This window comes from Halorarum halophilum (genome assembly GCF_013401515.1).
Taxonomy (GTDB): Archaea; Halobacteriota; Halobacteria; order Halobacteriales; family Haloferacaceae; genus Halorarum; species Halorarum halophilum.
This window is the reverse complement of sequence record NZ_CP058529.1, coordinates 1,842,777-1,858,775: the sequence shown is the minus strand read 5'-3', so window position 1 is coordinate 1,858,775 and position 15,999 is coordinate 1,842,777. Positions and strand designations below refer to the sequence as shown.

Genomic DNA, 15,999 nt, shown 5'->3' with positions numbered 1-15,999 from the left:
CGTTTGTCGTGCCGAGTACTGGACTACCCCTTCGCCGCCGGGCGAACCCTTTTGCCTGCGAGGGACTCACTAGCACCGATGGATGGACGCACGCGGGTCCTTCGGGTGGACCTCACCGCGGGCGAAGTCCGATTCGAGACGGTTCCCGAGGCGTGGCGTCGTCGCTACGTCGGCGGGAAGGGACTCGGCGCGCGCTACCTATACGAGGAGCTCCCGGCGGGGACGGACCCGCTCGGTCCCGAGAACCTGCTCTGTTTCCTTCTCGGGCCGCTGTCGGGTTATCTCCCCGGCGAGTCGCGCTACGCCGCGGTGACGAAGTCGCCGCTGACGGGCGCGTTCCTCGACTCCTACTCCGGCGGGACGTTCCCCGACCGCCTCGCCGGCTCGCTCCCGGACTGCCTCGGCGTGATCGTCGAGGGCGAGGCCGCCGAGCCCACGGCGCTCGTCGTCGGCGACGGCGACCCCCGTCTCGAATCGGCGGCGGACGTCGCGGGCGCCGACACCGTCGAGACAGCGGCGGCGTACCCGGACGCCGCGGTCGCCTGCGTCGGCCCCGCGGGTGAGGCGGCGGTCGCGTTCGCGACGATTGCCTCCGACGGCGGCGAGCACCACGCCGGCCGGGGCGGCGCGGGCGCCGTCATGGGGTCGAAGAACCTGAAGGCGGTCGTCGCCCGCGGCGACCCGCCCGAGGTCCCAGACGCGCTGGCGGACCTCCACGAGCGGGACGCCGCCGCGTTCGGCGACGACGACACCGGCCGGTGGCAGGCGGCCGGCGAGACCCTGGAGTCGGTCGACTTCGCCGCCGAGGTCGGCGTGTTGCCGGCACACGGCTGGCGCGAACAGGCGGACGAGGTGGACGACATCGGCATCGAGGCAGCGACCGAGGCCGCCGTGGGTCGGGAGAACCCGGAGGCGGCAGTCCCGGGCGGCTTCCGCGTCGAGACCGACGATGGCGAGACGGTCCCGCGCGGCGCGGCGCCGATGACCCTCGGCGCGGGGCTGGGTCTTGACGACTTCGACGCCGTCGCGGCGCTCGGCGGCGCGTGCGACCGGCTCGGCGTCGACGTCATCACCGCCGGCAACGCCGTCGCCTGGGCGGTCAGAACCGGCGAGGTCGACTTCGGCTTCGGCGACGAGGACGCCGCCAGGATGCTCATCGAGCGCATCGCCCGGCGGGAGGGCGACCTCGCGGACGCCCTGGCTGACGGCGTGGACGCGGCCGCGGTCCGGTACGGCGGCGACGACTACGTGCCGACCGTGAAGTCGATGGAACTCCCGGCGTACGACCCGCGCGGCGCGCTCGGGATGGCGCTCGCGTACGCGACGTCGGACCGCGGCGGCTGTCACCGCCGGGCGCGACCCATCGAGGAGGAGGTGTTCCGCGAGGACGCCACCGCCGCCGACCGCGTTCGAGCGGTCGTGGGGGCGCAGAACGCCCGGTCGGTCCTCTGGAGTCTCGTCGTCGACGACTTCGCCGGCGAGACGCTGTGGGCCGACCGCGGCGCCGAGTGGCTCGACGCGCTGGGCGTCCCGCACGACGACCTCTCGACGGTCGGGGAGCGGGTCTGGACGCTCGTCCGCCTGTTCAACGCCCGCGAGGGGTTCGACCGAGCGGACGACGCGCTCCCGGAGTGGTTCGACGAGTCGCTCCCCGAGGGTGACACCCCGGCCGCCGGTCGCGCTGTCGACCCTGCGGCGTTCGGGCGCCTGCTCGACGCCTACTACGACGCCCGCGGCTGGGACGCCGACGGCCTCCCGACGCGGGAGACCTGCGGTCGACTCGACCTGCCGACCGACGCGCTCCCCGCGACCGCCGACCGCACACGCGTGGACACCGATGACTGACCACTCGCCACACCGACCACGACTGATGCCCGAACGACCATGACCGACCGAATCGACCTCGACGAACTGGACGCGCCAACCGAGAACGAGGAGGAGACGCCGAACCGGGGCGACTGGTTCTGGCGGAACGACGGCGACGACGACTGGGTCGAGTCGGCGTCGGCGTCCTCGTCCACCGACGACTGGGCGACCTCGGCCGAGCAGTCCTCGGACCCGGCCGACGGTACCGACCGGAACGCTGACGGAGGTGCGGACGCGGGTTCGGTCGACACCGGCCCCTCCACCGACACCGCGACACCGAGAGTGCCGTACGCGAACGACGACAAGCCGGTCGGTATCCCGATGGAGTCGGGCGGCGCGGGGGGCGTCCCGGCGGACGAACGCGAGGAGGAGACACAGCAGCAGCCCGAGGCCTCGGGTCCCCACGGCGGCGGGGCAGACGAGATGACGATGGCCATCTCGTACGAGGCCATCCGACGGCTGGAGAACCTCCACGCCGCCCTCGCGGACGCCGAGACGTGGACCGACTGGGTCGGCATCGTCGGCGACGTAGACGCCCACCGCATCAACAAGTACCAGCGGGACAACCGGCTCGACCTCGACTTCTTCAACGGCACCGGGACCGGCCCCGGGGAGCGGCTCGCGGAGATTGACGAGCACTCGATGTTCTACGCGGAGCGGATGGTGCTCGTCGGCGTCGAGTCGGCGGGCGAACGGGCCTGGGCAGAGGCCGCCGGCTGGGAGTTCGTCCCGCTGGCCGACGCGGCCGCTGACGCCGGTTGGTCGCTCTCGGAGGAGTGAGTCTCCAGCCCGACGTAGAGTGGACCGGCACGGCGTCGACGGCCGACGCTCGGCCGGAGAGCGGGCCGATTCCCCGACGGCCCCTGGGGTAGATTTTTCACGTCTCCCGCGTCAGACGTTAGCATGGGAATTCGTGACGCAGTCCGAACGAGTCCGCCGCTGACCGCCATGGTCGTGGCGATCGGCGCGTGGTTCGTCGTCATCGCGACCCGCACGTTCAACAGCATGGACTCCGTGTGGACCGCTTCCGAGTTCGTCGGTCGTACCGCCATCTCGGGGCTCGTCGGCCTCGCAGTCATGCTCGGGGTCATCATCATGCTGTTCGTCCTCCTCGGCGAACTCGAGGAGTCCGAACCCGGCCCGGAGCCCTGGGTGCCCGAGGAGGAACGCTGAAACGCGTCGCGTCGTTCACATCGACCCAATGCAGTACGAGTGCACGGAGTGTGGACAGTTGACCCGCGTCGGCCACGCCGAGGGAGCCGTGGAGCGTGAGTGCCCCGTCTGTGACGCGCTCACCCGCTGGGAACCCGCGTTCGAGGGTGAAGGGGTGTCGTTCTGATGGCCATCTCGTTCCCCGTGAGCGACCGGCTGGCGGCGGCCGCGGGCGAGTGGGCGGACCAGCGTCTGATGGAGGACGAGGAGGCGCTGGAGGTGAAAGTCGAGCAGGCCCTCCTGGAGATCGAGCACCTCATCTCGGGCGCCACGGAGGTGACCTTCGAACTGGAGGAAGACGGCGAACGGGTTCGGTTCGCACCGAGCGACGACCTCGACGCGTTCCTCGCCGAGCAGTCCGACGCCGCGGGCCTTCCCCCCGAGAAGCTGCTCGCGCTCCACGTGGACCTGTTCGCGTCGGTGTTCCTCGAGGGGGACACCCAGCGGCCGTCGAACGCGCCGCCCGAGTAGGCGGTCACGACGGACGCCCGTGGGGAGCCGTCCGTGACGGAGTTTCGGGCGCTGCCGGGGGAAAGTCTAAGGGGTCGGACGCGGTCTGTTCACACATGACGAACCAGGACACCGGCTGGCGACCGAAGGGCGTCGGGCAGCGATACGGCGGACACGACGTCTGGGACCACGATAGCGGCCCTCACCAGCTGAATCCCGGCGAGGTCGACGGCGTCGTCGATCTCGACCTGGACGACGTCGCGGACGACGCGGACGCCGACGCGGAGGAGTAACTCGGCGCGTCCGGGCGTCGCCGCGTCGCGAGCGACGTCTTCGTCCGGCGGATCCACTGTTCGGCTCCGTCGGTGAGCGTCGCTACGTCACGGTGAGCGGGAAGGCGCGTTTCTCCCGCGGCGGGACGACGAAGTTCGCCCGCGAGCGGACCCTGATCACGTCGAGGATGCCGTTGTTCTCGCTGTCGGTGATGTCCGGCGAGTCGTCCCGCAGGTACCAGCCGTTCATCGACTTCCGCGTCCGCCGGAAGTCCTTCCCGGCCCGCTGGAAGGCGAGGAAGTGGACGCCCGGGTGACCGCCGTCTACGGTGTTGAAATCGCGACGCAGGAGCAACGGCTCGCCGTCCCGTCGCACCCGGGCGACCTTCTCGTGGTGACCGACCATGCCGTGTTCGCTCGCGTGTTCCTCGACCCTGTCCGCGAACGGCACGTCGTCCGTGAACCCGGCCTCGTCGTCGGGCGTCGTCTCCGGGTCGAACATCCGCTTCACTCGGCTGGCCTCGGAGAAGGCGTACCACCGCTTCAGGTTCAGCGTCAGGTGGCTGAGGTGCATCGTCGTCCCCCCTTCGAGCGGACCGTCGTCGATGGTCACGCGGTCCTCGCTCGCCTGCGTCTTTTCGCGGCCGGACTGGAAGCCGGTGAACATCGGCGCGTCCTCGGGGATCGCGTCGGCGGGGACGCCCTCCGCGTCGGCGTGAGCAGCAGGGAGCCCTTCGCCGATGAAGCCCGTCCGGCGTTCGCGCCGGGCGAAGGTGTCCAAGAGCCGGTGGTCCACGGCGACGCCGTTCAGCTCCGCGCGGTCGCCGAAAAGCGCGCTCTCGGCCGCCGTGAGGTGGGAGGGCACGTCGGATTCGAGCACCAGCGCTGCGTCGAACCGCAGGAGTTCGGGCGTGTCGACCCGGGAGAGGACGGTCGGGTGGTCGGTTGGCACGCGGTTCAGCACGCCGTGGTCGTCGAGGTAGTTCGTCCCCCACGCGAGGAGGTGGAACAGCCCGTCCGGCGACCAGTCGTACGCGTCTTCCAGCGTCCGGAGCGCCCGCTCGACCGTCCGTCCGGCCTCGGCCGATGGCTCCCGCTGGAGGTCGAGGAGGAGCACCCGGCGGAACCGCGTCCCGAGGGGGTTCCCGTCCGCGTCCTCCCGGAGGTGCGCCCGCTGGGCGAACTGGCGACGCGGGACGTCGTGGGGGTTCGCCGGCAGGTCAAGCCCCGGCGGCGGCCGGAGCCCCGCACAGCCCGCGGCGGCTACCCCCACCGCTGCGGACAGCCTCCCGAGCAGGCTCCGTCTCGACGGCATCACTTCGTACCCTGGACGTACGCGGCAAAAAGGGGTTCGCCGAACGGTTCGAGTGGGACCGGTGGTTCGAGTGGACGTCCCGGTTCAAGTGGACGCTCTGGTTCGGGTGGAACTGCTGGTTCGGGTAGACCTGCCGGCCCGATCTGGGCGGTGAGTCGGGTTGGCCGGGGGCCACGGCGGGTCGCGTCAGCTACCCGACTCCTGCGGGCGCAATCCCTTTGGTCACGCGAGACTTGCACTCCATGAATGGCCGTCCCGCTGCACGTCCTCTCGGACCTGCCGCTGGCCCTCGGTCCCGCACTCGCGCTCATCGTCGCGGGGACGGTGGCGCTCGCCATCGCGGCCTACGACGCCTACCGGTCGTACGTCGCCGGCCTCCCCACCGGGGGTGAGGAGCGATGAGCAACGAAACCGCCCCGGCGATCGGGTCGGACTCGCCTGACCGGACCCGGCGCCGGGCGCTGTACTACCTCCGGGCGGCGGAGTTCGTCCTGGCGACGCTCGTCGGCCTGTCGGTGCTCGCGGTCGGCACGGTCGCGGTCATCGCGGAGGTGAAGGGCACCTGGCACTGGGCGATCCACCTCGAATCGACGATCAGCTACATGGGGATCTTCATCGGGGCCCTGACGGCGCTGCTCGTACCGCTGGTGGTGACGTCGCTGATCGTCCGGGGGTTGTTCGATGCGTAGCCCCAGCGTCGCTTCGTTCGCCCGAGGCTTCGCCGCGCTGTCGTTGCTGGGGCTAGTGCTCTCGGTCACCGCTGTCGCGGTCGTCGCGGTCGGCGCCGAGTCGGTGCAGACGTGGGGGACGTACTTCCTGATGGAGCAGGCGATGGCTGTGGGGACGCCGCTGGTGCTCGCGTTCGCCGGGTGCTCGCTGGTGGCGGGGTTCCTGCTCGTGTGGGTCGCTGGTGATGGGGAACGGGGCGCGTGAACGAACCGACCTCGTGACCGCCGGCTTCGAACGTCATCGATCCGAACTCAGACCAGCTGTGCGACCAGTTCGTCCTCGAACTCGCAGAACCCGAGGAGCACGTCGGCGGCGGCCAGGTACAGATCCGAGTCGGCCTCCGCCTCGACGTCCGCCGCGGCGTCGTCTCCCCACGTCAGCAGGTGCTCGTCGAGGAACACACGCTCGTAGCCGAACGTCTCCTCGGCGCCCTCGCGCTGACGCCCGATGAGGTGGCGCAGGAACGCCAGCTCGACCGCCAGGAAGTCGTTCTCCTCGCCGTACTCCTCGGGCGGGGTCCAGCCCGCGGCCGAGTAGCTCGCCTCCACCTGCGCGAGCCCCTCCCCGATGAAGTCCGTGTCGTCCCGGTAGTACGTCTCGTGGAGCAGGACCGGCGGGCGCGGGCCGACGAACATCCGACTGTACTCGGCCGCCAGTTCCTCCCGGACAGTCTCGGGGTCGCGTCCCTCGATCCCGTCCACGAACGTTCGGATGCGTTCGAACCCCCTGTCGAGCGGGTCGTTGACCGGGTCGGTCGGCGTCACGACCTCGCCGGAGCCGAGGCGCTCGACGAACGCCACGGACGGCGTGTCGTGGAACACCTCGATGAGGAAGTCGGCGAGTTCGATGCGGGCGTCGTATATCGCGAGTTGGGTGTCGTCGGTGCTCATGAGTGTTCGAAGACGAGTTCCGCACGGCAGTCGCCGCAGTACTCGAAGATGCTGTGCTCGGCACCGGGGGCGACGCCCTCGACGAGGTCGCCCACCTGTTCCCGGATGTGCTCTGCCGACGCCGCGCTGGTGAACGGTTTGCCACACAGGGCGCACTCCAGCATCTCGCCCTCGTACACCGTCTCCCAGCGCTCGCCGTCGCGCGCCTCCGGGAGCCGGCCGAGGTCGAGCCCCGTCGACATCGTGATGGCCGTCTCGGGGCAGCCCTCCTCGCAGAGCCCGCAGTTGACGCAGTCCTCGTGGGCGAACTGGAGGTCGCCGTCGTCGGTCCGCCGGATGGCGTCCGTCGGACACAGCGTCGAGCACGTCGGCGTGAGGTTGCACGCGTCGGTCACGTCCATCAGGCCGAAGTCCTTCAGCCCGCGGATCACCTCGCGCTCCGGTTTGGCGAACTCGACGATGCGCCGAACCGACTCCAGCGTCCAGTCGTGGCTGTTGAACTCGGGGTTGGGCTTGTCGGCCCGAATCACGCCGGTCGAGCGGTGCTCGCCCTCCGGAATCGGGGTCGCGTCGAGCCCCGAGACGAACGCGTCGAGTTCGGCCGCGAAGCCGTCCGGGTCGCCCGGGTCCGGCGCGAGGAAGGCGAGGCGCTCCCCGAGTCCGAGGTCGGTCGTGGCACGGTTCAGTCGCTCGACGAGTTCCGCCTTCGGGTCAGGGCCGGAGTGGAGACACGCGTCGCCGCAGCCGACGACCGCGACGCCGTCGGCGCCGGCCGCGAGCGCGTGCATCGCGTGCGCCTCCCCCACCGTGTCCGTGCAGTTCACGCGGACGGGGAGGATGGGCGCGTAGGAGAACTCCTCCCCGGAGGCGGCCCGGCGGCCGTACGCCCGGAGCGCCTCGGCGGCCGACTCCGAGCAGACGAACGCGACGACGGGCGTCTCGATCCCGTCGCCACCGCGGTCGAACAGCCAGCCGCCCTCGTCGGTCTCCGCGTCCAGGAGCGCCTCGACCTCGCGGGCGAGCCGTTCGTTCGACGGTTCGGCGAGTTTGGTCGCGCCGGTCGGACACGAGGACGTGCACGCCCCGCAGTTCTGACACGCGACGAGGTCGAACTCGACCTCGTCCACGGCGGGTCGGTCGACCGCGCCGTGCGGGCAGGCGTCGACGCAGGCGGTACACCCCTGCTGGCTCGACTCGCCGGCCGCACAGACGTCCATCTCCAGGTCGAGGAACCGCGGCTTCTCGACGCCGCCGAGCAGGGACTCCACGGCCGCGATCGTGGCCCCGTCGACGGGGCCGGTGTAGTAGCCGACGCGGCCCCCCCTGGCCGAGTCCGTCCCGGCGGGGTGGATCACCTGGTCGGCATCGATACTGCGCTCGACCCCGGAGAGGTCGATGGCGTCGGTCGGACAGCAGTCGGTCCACCCGCCGTCGGGCGCGTCGGGGTGGACGTCCACCGGACGGCGCGTCACCATGCCGTCCGGGCCCTCCCGGACGCACTTCATGCAGGAGATGCAGTCCTCGGTGACGCGGGCCACGAGCGTGACCTCGAACTCCCCGAAGGCGCCCTCGACGTCGACGAACCGGCCCCGTTCGATCTCCACGTCCGAGAGGTCCGCGTCGACGTCGGCGTACTCGGCCCCGTCCGCGACGAGGGTGACGTCCGCGGTGTCGGCGAGCGCGGCGGCCGTCCCCGCGTCGCCGACTACCACCACCGACTCGCCGGCCTCCCGCGACACGGAGCGCGTCGGCGCCTCGTACTCGAGGCCGGTCCGTCGGGCGTTGACCAGGCGGGCCGTCTTGTCGGTCGCCTCGGGTTCGGAGTGGACCCAGCCCGCCTCCTCCCGGTGGTCGACGAACGCGGCCGCGTCGGGATGCAACCCCTTCTCGGCGACGAGGTCGTCGAAGCGCGCCCGGCAGCCGTCGTCGCACGCGCCGACGACGAGCTGGTCGAGCTCGTACTCGTCGATGAGCCCGTCGACGGCGGGAAGCGCGTCCCGGCACAGCGTCTCCGAGGACGCGACCACCTCCACGTCGCGGACCCCGTCGCGGACCGCCTCGAGGTCCACGTCGCAGGTGCCGCCGCACGAACAGACGAATGCCCCGACGTTCATCGCGTCTGTGAAGCGGCGACACGCGAATATACCTTACGCCGATCGAGGAAAACCGAGTCCTCGGTTCGGCTGGAATAACCGGAGGTACGCCGGCCGGAACGTTAGGTCGGCCTAATTAGTTCGGTCCTACCGTGCCGAAGATTAATGAGGATTCGGAGGGGTATGTTTCGTGTTAGCAGACGAACAGCGGCGAATGCTACCATGGACCAATGAGCACGGAACCAGCATCACTCGACCTGGACAGGCGGTCGTTCCTGAAGGCGAGCGCGCTGGCGGGGGCGGTGGCGCTCGGCGGCGGCGGCGCCGGGCAAGCGCTCGCGCAGGACGAAGGTGAGACCGACGGCTCCGACACGGACCACACGGAGCTCACGAAGACCATCTGCAACTTCTGTGCGGTGGGTTGCGGATTCCACGGCGAGCGGCGCGGCAACGCGTTCGTCGGGCAGGAATCGTGGGAGGAACACCCGGTGAACAACGGCTCGCTCTGCTCGAAGGGCGCAGCGATCTACGGCAGCGAACACTCCGAGAAGCGGCTGAAACACCCGCTCCGGAAGACCGGGGACGGCTGGACGAAGATCTCGTGGGATCGGGCGTACAGCACCATCTCGGACGAGCTCCTCCGCATCAAGGAGGAGGTGGGCGCCGACGGCACGATGTGGCTCGGGAGCGCGCACCACTCCAACGAGGAGGCGTACGCGTTCCGGAAGCTCGCGTCGTTCTACGGGACGAACAACTGCGACCACCAGGCGCGTATCTGTCACTCGACGACGGTCGCGGGCCTCGCGAACACGTGGGGATACGGGGCGATGACGAACACCATCAACGATTATCGGAACTTCAACATGGACCTGATAATCGGGCAGAACCCCGCCGAGGCCCATCCCATCGCGATGCAGCACATCCTCGAGGGGCAGAAACGCGGCGGGACCATCGTCGTCGTGGACCCGCGGTACACGAAGACGGCGGCCCACGCCGACTACTTCTACCGGCTCCGACCGGGGACGGACGTCGCCCTGATGATGGGGCTCATCCGGTACCTCCGTGACCAGGGAGAACTGGACGATGACATGCTGGGGAACCGGGTCCAGGGCTGGCCCGACGTCGAGGACGACCTCGAGCAGTACGACCTGGAGACGGTGTCGGACATCACCTGGCTGTCGGTGGAGGAGCTCCGGGAACTGGGCGACCTCATCATCGAGAACAAGCCCCAGATACAGATCGAGTGGGCGATGGGCGGGACCCAGCACAACAACGGGACCCAGAACATCCGCTCGTACGCGCTCACCTCGCTGGCGTCCGGGAGCGCGGCGCGCTCGGGCGGCGGCCTCCAGGTGATGCGCGGGCACGCGAACGTCCAGGGGGCGACCGACCTCGCGGTCGCGAGCCACATCCTGCCCGGCTACTACTCGGTGTCCTCGCCCGGCTCCTGGGAGTACTGGGCGGACGTGTGGGACAAGAGCCCGTTCACGTCCGGGTCGGTCACGTTCGACGACCTGTACCAGCAGTACGGGGAGCTCCCGCAGGACCTGTACGATCAGGCGGGGGCGTACGTCGACTACAGCGATAGCGGGGATGCGGCCGACAGCGAGCGCCCGAGTCCGCGCTCGATGATGTTCCAGATCGGGCTCAGCGTCGCGCGGTGGTTCGAGGCCGCGCTCCCGCAGGAGCGGCGGCTGAACAAGACGCCGCTGTACCAGCCGAACCGGCTGAAGGCGGCGTTCATCTGGGGACACTCGGTGAACTCCATCTCCGAGATGGAGAAGATGAAGGAGGCGATGGAGAACCTCGACCTCATCGTCGTCGTCGACGTGTTCCCGTCGGTCGCCTCGGTGCTCCCCGACCTGGACGACACGGAACTCATCCTGCTCCCGGCGTCGAGCCAGTACGAGCACCCGCGGTCGCTGACGAACTCCCACCGCGCCGTCCAGTGGTCCGAGCCGGTTCGTCCGCCGAGCCACAACTCGAAGCCGGACCTGCAGATCATGCAGGAACTGGCCGACAGCCTCGGCTTCGGCGACCACTTCGACTGGGGATCGGGCTCGGAGCTGTACAACGGGAAGACGACGTACGAGCAGTGTCTCCGCGAGGTGAACCTCGGTGTCCGGACGATCGGCTACTGTCAGGACCCAGAGCGCCTCCAGCAACACCTCGAGTACGACCACGCGTTCTCGAAGGAGGACCTGAAAGCCGATTTGCCGGGCTCGCCGGTCGACGGCGAGTACTGGATGCTCCCGTGGCCCTGCTGGGGAGAGGGTCACCCGGGGACGCCCATCATCTGGAACGACGACCTCGACCCGCGCGAGGGCGGGCAGGACTTCCGCGCCCGCTGGGGCATCGAGGCGCCGAACCCGTCCCAGTGGGAGCAGATGGACACCTCCGGCAAGGAGTACCCGATGCAGAAGACGTTCGACGAGCAGGGTCAGGAGGGCATGAACCTGCTCAGGGCCCCGTACAACCCCGACTGGTGGAACGGTCAAGGACCGATACGCGGGGTTCCGCAGTACCCCGGCTTCTCGACGACGCTGCCGGAGGACCCGACGAACCCGGACGCGCTCACGATCCCGTACGAGTACGCGCTCCGCGCGGACAAGTCGGTGTACGACACGGCCGTCGCGATGAACCAGCGGTACGACTCCGGCTTCGACGAGGAGTTCTACCAGCAGTACGACTACAAGCAACCGGACGCGCCGACGGGGCGCGGGCGGGCGCGGGCGGTCACCTGGAACTTCATCGATACGACGCCCGTCCACCGCGAACCGATCGAGAGCCCGCGGCCGGACCTCGTCCAGGACTGGCCGGCCAACGGCGAACAGACCAACTTCTACCGCCTGAACCAGAACAACGCGGCGGTCCAGCAGCGGGCGATGCAGAGCCTCGTCGACAAGGGCCTCGGAGCGGACGGGAACGACAAGCGCTGGACGATCATGACGACCGGACGCCAGGTCGAACACCAGGGAGGCGGCGCGGAGACGCGCTCGAACATCTACACGGCCGACCTCCAGCCGCACATGTACGCCGAGATCCACCCGGAGATGGCCGAGGAACTCGACGTCGTGGGCGGCGACCTCGTCGTCGTCTCGACGACCGACCGGGGGTCGGTGCTCGTGAAGGCGCGGGTCACCCACCGGCCGAACCCCCAGGAGACGTTCCTGCCGTTCCACTGGGGCGGTCTGCTCCGCGGCCGGTCGCTCGAGGAGAAGTACCCCGACGGGCTGGTTCCCCACGCCATCGGCGACTCGGTGAACATCATCACCTCGCGTGGGTACGACGTGGAGACCCAGATGCAGGAGACGAAGGCGGCGATGGTCCGCGTCCAGAAGGCCACCCAGGACGTCGTCGACGAGCTGTCGATGAAGCCGGTCGGCGAGGGCGGCCTCGCAGACGAGGTCGTCGACATCTCCAACTACGAGTTCCCGCAGGACCGGAACGGTATCGGCCAGCAGAAGGACTTCGACGTCCGTCGGAAGTACTCCGGTAGTTCCACGGTGCAATAACAATGGCAACCAACGAATCCAGCGACCAGGTCATGGGTCAGGGGGTGATGAGTACCGGAGAGGGTGCTCGCATCTTCCCCGACGTCGAGGCCTGCATCGACTGCGGCGGGTGCGTCGTCGCGTGCAAGCGCACGTGGGACGTGCCCCACGACGAACAGCGCATCAGCATTTCGACGATGCTGGAGGGACAGCCGGCCGACCCCATGGAGTTCAACGGGAACAGCCCGGGGGCGCTCGGCCAGGCGAACGCGAGTCCGGGCGAGACGTCCATCCCGATGCAGTGTTACCACTGCGAGAACGCGCCGTGCGTGTCGGTGTGTCCGGTGGACTCGCTCGTGAAGAAGGAGAACGGCTTCGTCGAGGTCCGCGACGACCTCTGCGTCGGCTGCCAGTACTGCCTGTCGGCCTGCCCGTTCGGCGCGCCGCAGTTCCCCGCCGAGGACGAGGGGGCGGCGTCGCTGTTCGGGACCGGCGGCACGATGGACAAGTGTACGATGTGCGAGGAGCGCCAGGACGTCGGCAAGGGGCCAGCCTGCGCCGAGGAGTGTGCGACCGACGCGCTCCTGGTGGGCGACGCGACGGAGATCGCCGACGAACTCGACAAGCGCGGCACCGACCCGTTCTTCAACGACCGGGCGATGGAGATCGTGTTCGGCGACGACGCCGGGGAGTTCGAGAGATGAGCTACCGCAAGCACCTGCCGGAGACGAGCGGGTACAGCAGCGTCGCCATCGCGGTGAACGCGGTCATCGCGATCGCGGTGACGCTCGTCGTCCTCTGGTGGGCGAGCGGGTTCGGCCCGTTCTACGAGACGATCTTCCGCATCGACCCGGCCGTCTCGGGGGCGAACGCAGGCGTCGGCGCCGACTGGACGAGCGGGAACCAGATCGTCTGGCTCGACTTCGCCATCGCGATCACCCACGCGGCCGACGTCATCATGGGCGTGTTCATCCTGTTCATGGTGTTCCTCCACTGGGGAGCGTTCCGCCGGCTCGCCGCCCGGATGCGGCCCCCCGGCGCGACGCGGGAGTCCGACGAGACGGTCGCGGCCGACGGCGGTAGCGTCGCCGGCGACGCGGACGACCGGCACGGCCGGACCGGCAGGGACGGACCCGGAGACGACACCGCCCCTGGCGGCGGGGGTGAGCGATGACCCAGCTCGACCACGGGAAGTTCACCCGCATGACGACCACGTTCCACACGCTGCTCGCGCTGGACGTGTTCGTCCTGTTCTTCTCGGGCTACAGCATGATGTTCAACGACGAGCTGTGGTGGCTCGTCGGGTTGATGGGCGGCTCCACCGGCGTCGCGGCGGTCCATCGGATCGCCGGCGCGGGGCTGCTCGCGCTCATCGTCTTCTGGATGCTCATGATGGTCACGACCGGAACCGGGAGGGGGAACTTCCGGGAGGTCCTCCCGACTCGGGGTGATATCGAGGCGATGGTCCAGGACGTGAAGTTCCTGCTCGGGAGCGCGGACGAGCGGCACCCGAACGCCCGCCAGTTCGCCGGCGGTACCGCCGACGAGATCCCCCTGCTCACCTACATCGGGAAGGGCGTCGTGTTCATCTTCTCGGTGGAGCTGGCGCTGCTGTCCCTCTCCGGCGTGCTCATCTGGACCAAGACGGGCGTTATGGGGATGCTGGCGAGCAAGACCGCCGCGATGGCGTTCGTCACCTTCCACGGGCTGCTCGGGGTCATCATGCTGATGGGCGTGATGTTCCACATCTTCGAGCACGGGTTCCACCCCGCCTTCTACCCCGTCGAGGTGAAGGCGTTCATCCCGCGCTCGATGATTCCCGAGTACCACGACGAGGAGGGCGACGGGGACGGCGGGACGGGCATCGAACGGCTCGAACTCGCACCGTCGTGGAACACCGCCTCGACCGTCGTCGGCGCGCTGACGGTGATCGGCATCGTCTCCGTGCTGCTCGCGAGCGTCTTCGACGAGGGCTACCCGGTGCCGCGCGAACTCGTGATCGGCGGCGGCCCGACGAACACCCTGCTCGCGGTCGGCATCAACGCGGGCATCTTCGTGCTGTTCCTCGGGCTCGTGCTGCAGATGTACGGGAACCTCCTCCGCGTCCGCTGGGAGCGCCAGCTGGAGTCGGAGGCCGAGGAGCCGCCGACCACGGCGACCGACGGCGGGCGAAGCGAGACCGAGCGGTAGCGGCCAGTCGGGGAGGCGGCGAGGCCGTCGGGCCGAACCGCCGAACGGTCCCCGACCAGACCGCGAGAAGGGAGGCGATGCGAACCGACTTCGGGGGTTCTCGACTACTGGCCGACGCCGAGCGCGAGGCTCTCCTCACTGAGCTCCACGCTCACGTCGTTGTTCGTGTGGGTGTTCGCCTGCTGGACGTTCCGCGTGAGTACCTCGAGGATGTCCGCCGGCTCGGGGTACACGAGCATGTTGCCGTCGTCGTCCTCCATCACGAGCTGGGTGTCGGACAGCTGAATCTCGTTGCCGGAGATGGAGGCGACGATGACGGGGAGCGCCTCCGCGCCGCCTGCGTCGCCCTCCCCGACCTTCGTGATGTAGATTGAGTCGAGCCCGATGAGGTCCTTGTACTCGCGGGCCGTCTCGGCGCACGCGACCATGTCCCGCGTGACCGCCGTCTTGTCGGGGTTGCCGTGCTCGCCCTCGTAGCACTGCTTGCAGACCCGAAGTTCCATTCGCATGAGTGCGAGTCGGTGACGCCCCCGGAAATACGTTCGGTCGGTTCTCCGACGCGGCCGAAAGAACTGGACTCCGCTGGGGGCGGGCCCGCGCCAGCCAGCAATCGCCACCGAAGTTTAACACTCCCTGCCGTGTACTCACTAGCATGGCAGGAGCTCTCAACATCGCGTACAGCATCGTCGTCCTCCTGGCCGCCGTCGCCGGCATGGCCGGCGTCGTCTACGCGGCCCGGGAGACGGGTGACGCCGCCACGACGCGGCTCGGGCTCACCGGCGCCGGGGTCCTGCTGTTCGTCGTCGCGCTCGTCGTGACGCTGCTCCAGTTCGGAGCGTAGGGCGTGCTCCGGCGTCCACACGAGTGCGTCCGCTGCGGCGGGACGATCCGGCCGGGCGAGGAGTACGGCGCCGTGGACGTGCTCGACCCGCAGGGCGACCTGCGGGTGCTCCTGTGCCGGCCGTGTGCGGCCGACCACCGCGCGTTCCTCGACGGCGAACTTTTGTGACCGGCGCCGAACCGGACCGTATGGACGAGACGATCGACCTCGGCGTGCCCCGCGGCGTGCTCGAGTCGCTCCCGGACGAGGACGACGGCGCCCGACAGGACATGCACCGCGCGGTCGCCGGCTACGAGGCGGCCCTGGAGTCCGCCTTCGAGGCCGCCGCCGACGAGGGGGAGGCCGCGGGGGCGGCGGTCGACCTGCTCGAACACCTGGAGGACCGGATGGAGACGTACGACGACTTCGTCCCGGAGCTCCGCGCCTGGGGCCAGTCGCCGATCTACGCGATCGCCTGGCGGAACCTCTGTGCGGAACTGGCCGCGCAGGTGTACGAGGTCGAGTGGCTGGCAGAGCGCATCGACAGGGAGCGGAACTTCCGGATGGTCGACGACGGGATTCGGTTCGGGTAGTAATCGTACTGCACTGGTGCTGGTTCGTCCGGAGGGCGGATTCCGAGACCCGCAACGAGAACCCCGTGAAAGCCC

General features: G+C 69.5%; 20 protein-coding genes. 16 read left to right on the top strand and 4 right to left on the bottom strand.

All coding sequences use genetic code 11. From position 1 onward, the window contains the following. The first annotated feature begins 78 nt into the window (after positions 1-78). The 6 genes from HUG10_RS09505 to HUG10_RS09480 all read left to right on the top strand — a co-directional run bounded on the left by HUG10_RS09505 (position 79) and on the right by HUG10_RS09480 (position 3,821). A complete protein-coding gene (locus HUG10_RS09505) occupies positions 79-1,845 on the top strand; it encodes an aldehyde ferredoxin oxidoreductase family protein (RefSeq protein WP_179169350.1) in 1,767 nt (588 codons plus the stop codon). Between the two features lie 39 nt (positions 1,846-1,884). Then, positions 1,885-2,646, top strand: coding sequence for a DUF7124 domain-containing protein (locus tag HUG10_RS09500; RefSeq protein ID WP_179169349.1), 762 nt, complete (start codon positions 1,885-1,887; stop codon positions 2,644-2,646). A 123-nt stretch (positions 2,647-2,769) separates the two neighbouring features. Then, positions 2,770-3,039 carry a hypothetical protein gene (locus HUG10_RS09495; RefSeq protein WP_179169348.1) on the top strand — a complete coding sequence of 90 codons (270 nt, stop codon included), beginning with the start codon at positions 2,770-2,772 and terminating at the stop codon, positions 3,037-3,039. A gap of 28 nt (positions 3,040-3,067) precedes the next feature. After that, positions 3,068-3,205, top strand: coding sequence for a hypothetical protein (locus HUG10_RS09490; protein WP_179169347.1), 138 nt, complete (start codon positions 3,068-3,070; stop codon positions 3,203-3,205). Next, positions 3,205-3,549 (top strand): hypothetical protein, encoded by a 345-nt coding sequence (locus HUG10_RS09485; protein WP_179169346.1) that lies wholly within the window; start codon positions 3,205-3,207, stop codon positions 3,547-3,549. The genes HUG10_RS09490 and HUG10_RS09485 overlap by 1 nt, the downstream gene beginning before the upstream one ends. Before the next feature lie 95 nt (positions 3,550-3,644). Then, entirely contained in the window at positions 3,645-3,821 is a 177-nt protein-coding gene (locus HUG10_RS09480) for a hypothetical protein (protein WP_179169345.1), read from the top strand. 82 nt (positions 3,822-3,903) lie between these two features. Here the strand turns inward: HUG10_RS09480 and HUG10_RS09475 are convergent, their stop codons facing one another. Continuing rightward, entirely contained in the window at positions 3,904-5,115 is a 1,212-nt protein-coding gene (locus HUG10_RS09475) for a DUF7405 family protein (RefSeq protein ID WP_179169344.1), read from the bottom strand. Between the two features lie 246 nt (positions 5,116-5,361). Here HUG10_RS09475 and HUG10_RS09470 point away from each other — a divergent pair, with 246 nt between their 5' ends. Genes HUG10_RS09470 through HUG10_RS09460 form a run of 3 tightly spaced genes read left to right on the top strand, consistent with a single transcriptional unit; the run spans position 5,362 to position 6,048 of the window. Further along, on the top strand, positions 5,362-5,517 hold the full coding sequence (locus HUG10_RS09470) for a hypothetical protein (protein ID WP_179169343.1): 156 nt from the start codon (positions 5,362-5,364) through the stop codon (positions 5,515-5,517). Further along, on the top strand, positions 5,514-5,804 hold the full coding sequence (locus tag HUG10_RS09465; RefSeq protein ID WP_218780581.1) for a hypothetical protein: 291 nt from the start codon (positions 5,514-5,516) through the stop codon (positions 5,802-5,804). Before HUG10_RS09470 ends, HUG10_RS09465 begins: the two co-directional genes overlap by 4 nt. Continuing rightward, positions 5,797-6,048, top strand: a complete 252-nt coding sequence (locus HUG10_RS09460) for a hypothetical protein (RefSeq protein WP_179169342.1) — start codon at positions 5,797-5,799, stop codon at positions 6,046-6,048. Before HUG10_RS09465 ends, HUG10_RS09460 begins: the two co-directional genes overlap by 8 nt. A gap of 47 nt (positions 6,049-6,095) precedes the next feature. Here the strand turns inward: HUG10_RS09460 and HUG10_RS09455 are convergent, their stop codons facing one another. Further along, positions 6,096-6,734 (bottom strand): TorD/DmsD family molecular chaperone, encoded by a 639-nt coding sequence (locus tag HUG10_RS09455; RefSeq protein ID WP_179169341.1) that lies wholly within the window; start codon positions 6,732-6,734, stop codon positions 6,096-6,098. Then, positions 6,731-8,848, bottom strand: a complete 2,118-nt coding sequence (locus tag HUG10_RS09450; RefSeq protein ID WP_179169340.1) for a hydrogenase iron-sulfur subunit — start codon at positions 8,846-8,848, stop codon at positions 6,731-6,733. Before HUG10_RS09450 ends, HUG10_RS09455 begins: the two co-directional genes overlap by 4 nt. Positions 8,849-9,057: 209 nt before the next feature. On the opposite strand from HUG10_RS09450, the gene HUG10_RS09445 reads away from it, so the two are divergent. From HUG10_RS09445 to HUG10_RS09430, 4 genes are read left to right on the top strand one after another with little or no spacing between them, the layout of a single operon-like run. Beyond that, complete coding sequence (locus HUG10_RS09445) at positions 9,058-12,342, top strand: molybdopterin-dependent oxidoreductase (protein ID WP_179169339.1); 3,285 nt, start codon at positions 9,058-9,060, stop codon at positions 12,340-12,342. Positions 12,343-12,344: 2 nt separating this feature from the next. Continuing rightward, positions 12,345-13,025 carry a 4Fe-4S dicluster domain-containing protein gene (locus tag HUG10_RS09440; protein WP_218780580.1) on the top strand — a complete coding sequence of 227 codons (681 nt, stop codon included), beginning with the start codon at positions 12,345-12,347 and terminating at the stop codon, positions 13,023-13,025. Further along, positions 13,022-13,495 (top strand): hypothetical protein, encoded by a 474-nt coding sequence (locus HUG10_RS09435; RefSeq protein WP_179169338.1) that lies wholly within the window; start codon positions 13,022-13,024, stop codon positions 13,493-13,495. Before HUG10_RS09440 ends, HUG10_RS09435 begins: the two co-directional genes overlap by 4 nt. Beyond that, positions 13,492-14,511, top strand: coding sequence for a cytochrome b/b6 domain-containing protein (locus HUG10_RS09430; RefSeq protein ID WP_179169337.1), 1,020 nt, complete (start codon positions 13,492-13,494; stop codon positions 14,509-14,511). Before HUG10_RS09435 ends, HUG10_RS09430 begins: the two co-directional genes overlap by 4 nt. Positions 14,512-14,615: 104 nt before the next feature. On the opposite strand, the gene HUG10_RS09425 is transcribed toward HUG10_RS09430, so the two are convergent. Further along, on the bottom strand, positions 14,616-15,020 hold the full coding sequence (locus HUG10_RS09425) for a hypothetical protein (RefSeq protein ID WP_179169336.1): 405 nt from the start codon (positions 15,018-15,020) through the stop codon (positions 14,616-14,618). Positions 15,021-15,163: 143 nt separating this feature from the next. Here HUG10_RS09425 and HUG10_RS09420 point away from each other — a divergent pair, with 143 nt between their 5' ends. The 3 genes from HUG10_RS09420 to HUG10_RS09410 are packed head-to-tail and all read left to right on the top strand — an operon-like array spanning position 15,164 to position 15,924. Next, positions 15,164-15,352, top strand: a complete 189-nt coding sequence (locus tag HUG10_RS09420; RefSeq protein WP_179169335.1) for a hypothetical protein — start codon at positions 15,164-15,166, stop codon at positions 15,350-15,352. A 3-nt stretch (positions 15,353-15,355) separates the two neighbouring features. Next, on the top strand, positions 15,356-15,520 hold the full coding sequence (locus HUG10_RS09415; protein ID WP_179169334.1) for a hypothetical protein: 165 nt from the start codon (positions 15,356-15,358) through the stop codon (positions 15,518-15,520). Between the two features lie 20 nt (positions 15,521-15,540). After that, positions 15,541-15,924 carry a hypothetical protein gene (locus tag HUG10_RS09410; RefSeq protein ID WP_179169333.1) on the top strand — a complete coding sequence of 128 codons (384 nt, stop codon included), beginning with the start codon at positions 15,541-15,543 and terminating at the stop codon, positions 15,922-15,924. Positions 15,925-15,999 lie beyond the last annotated feature (75 nt).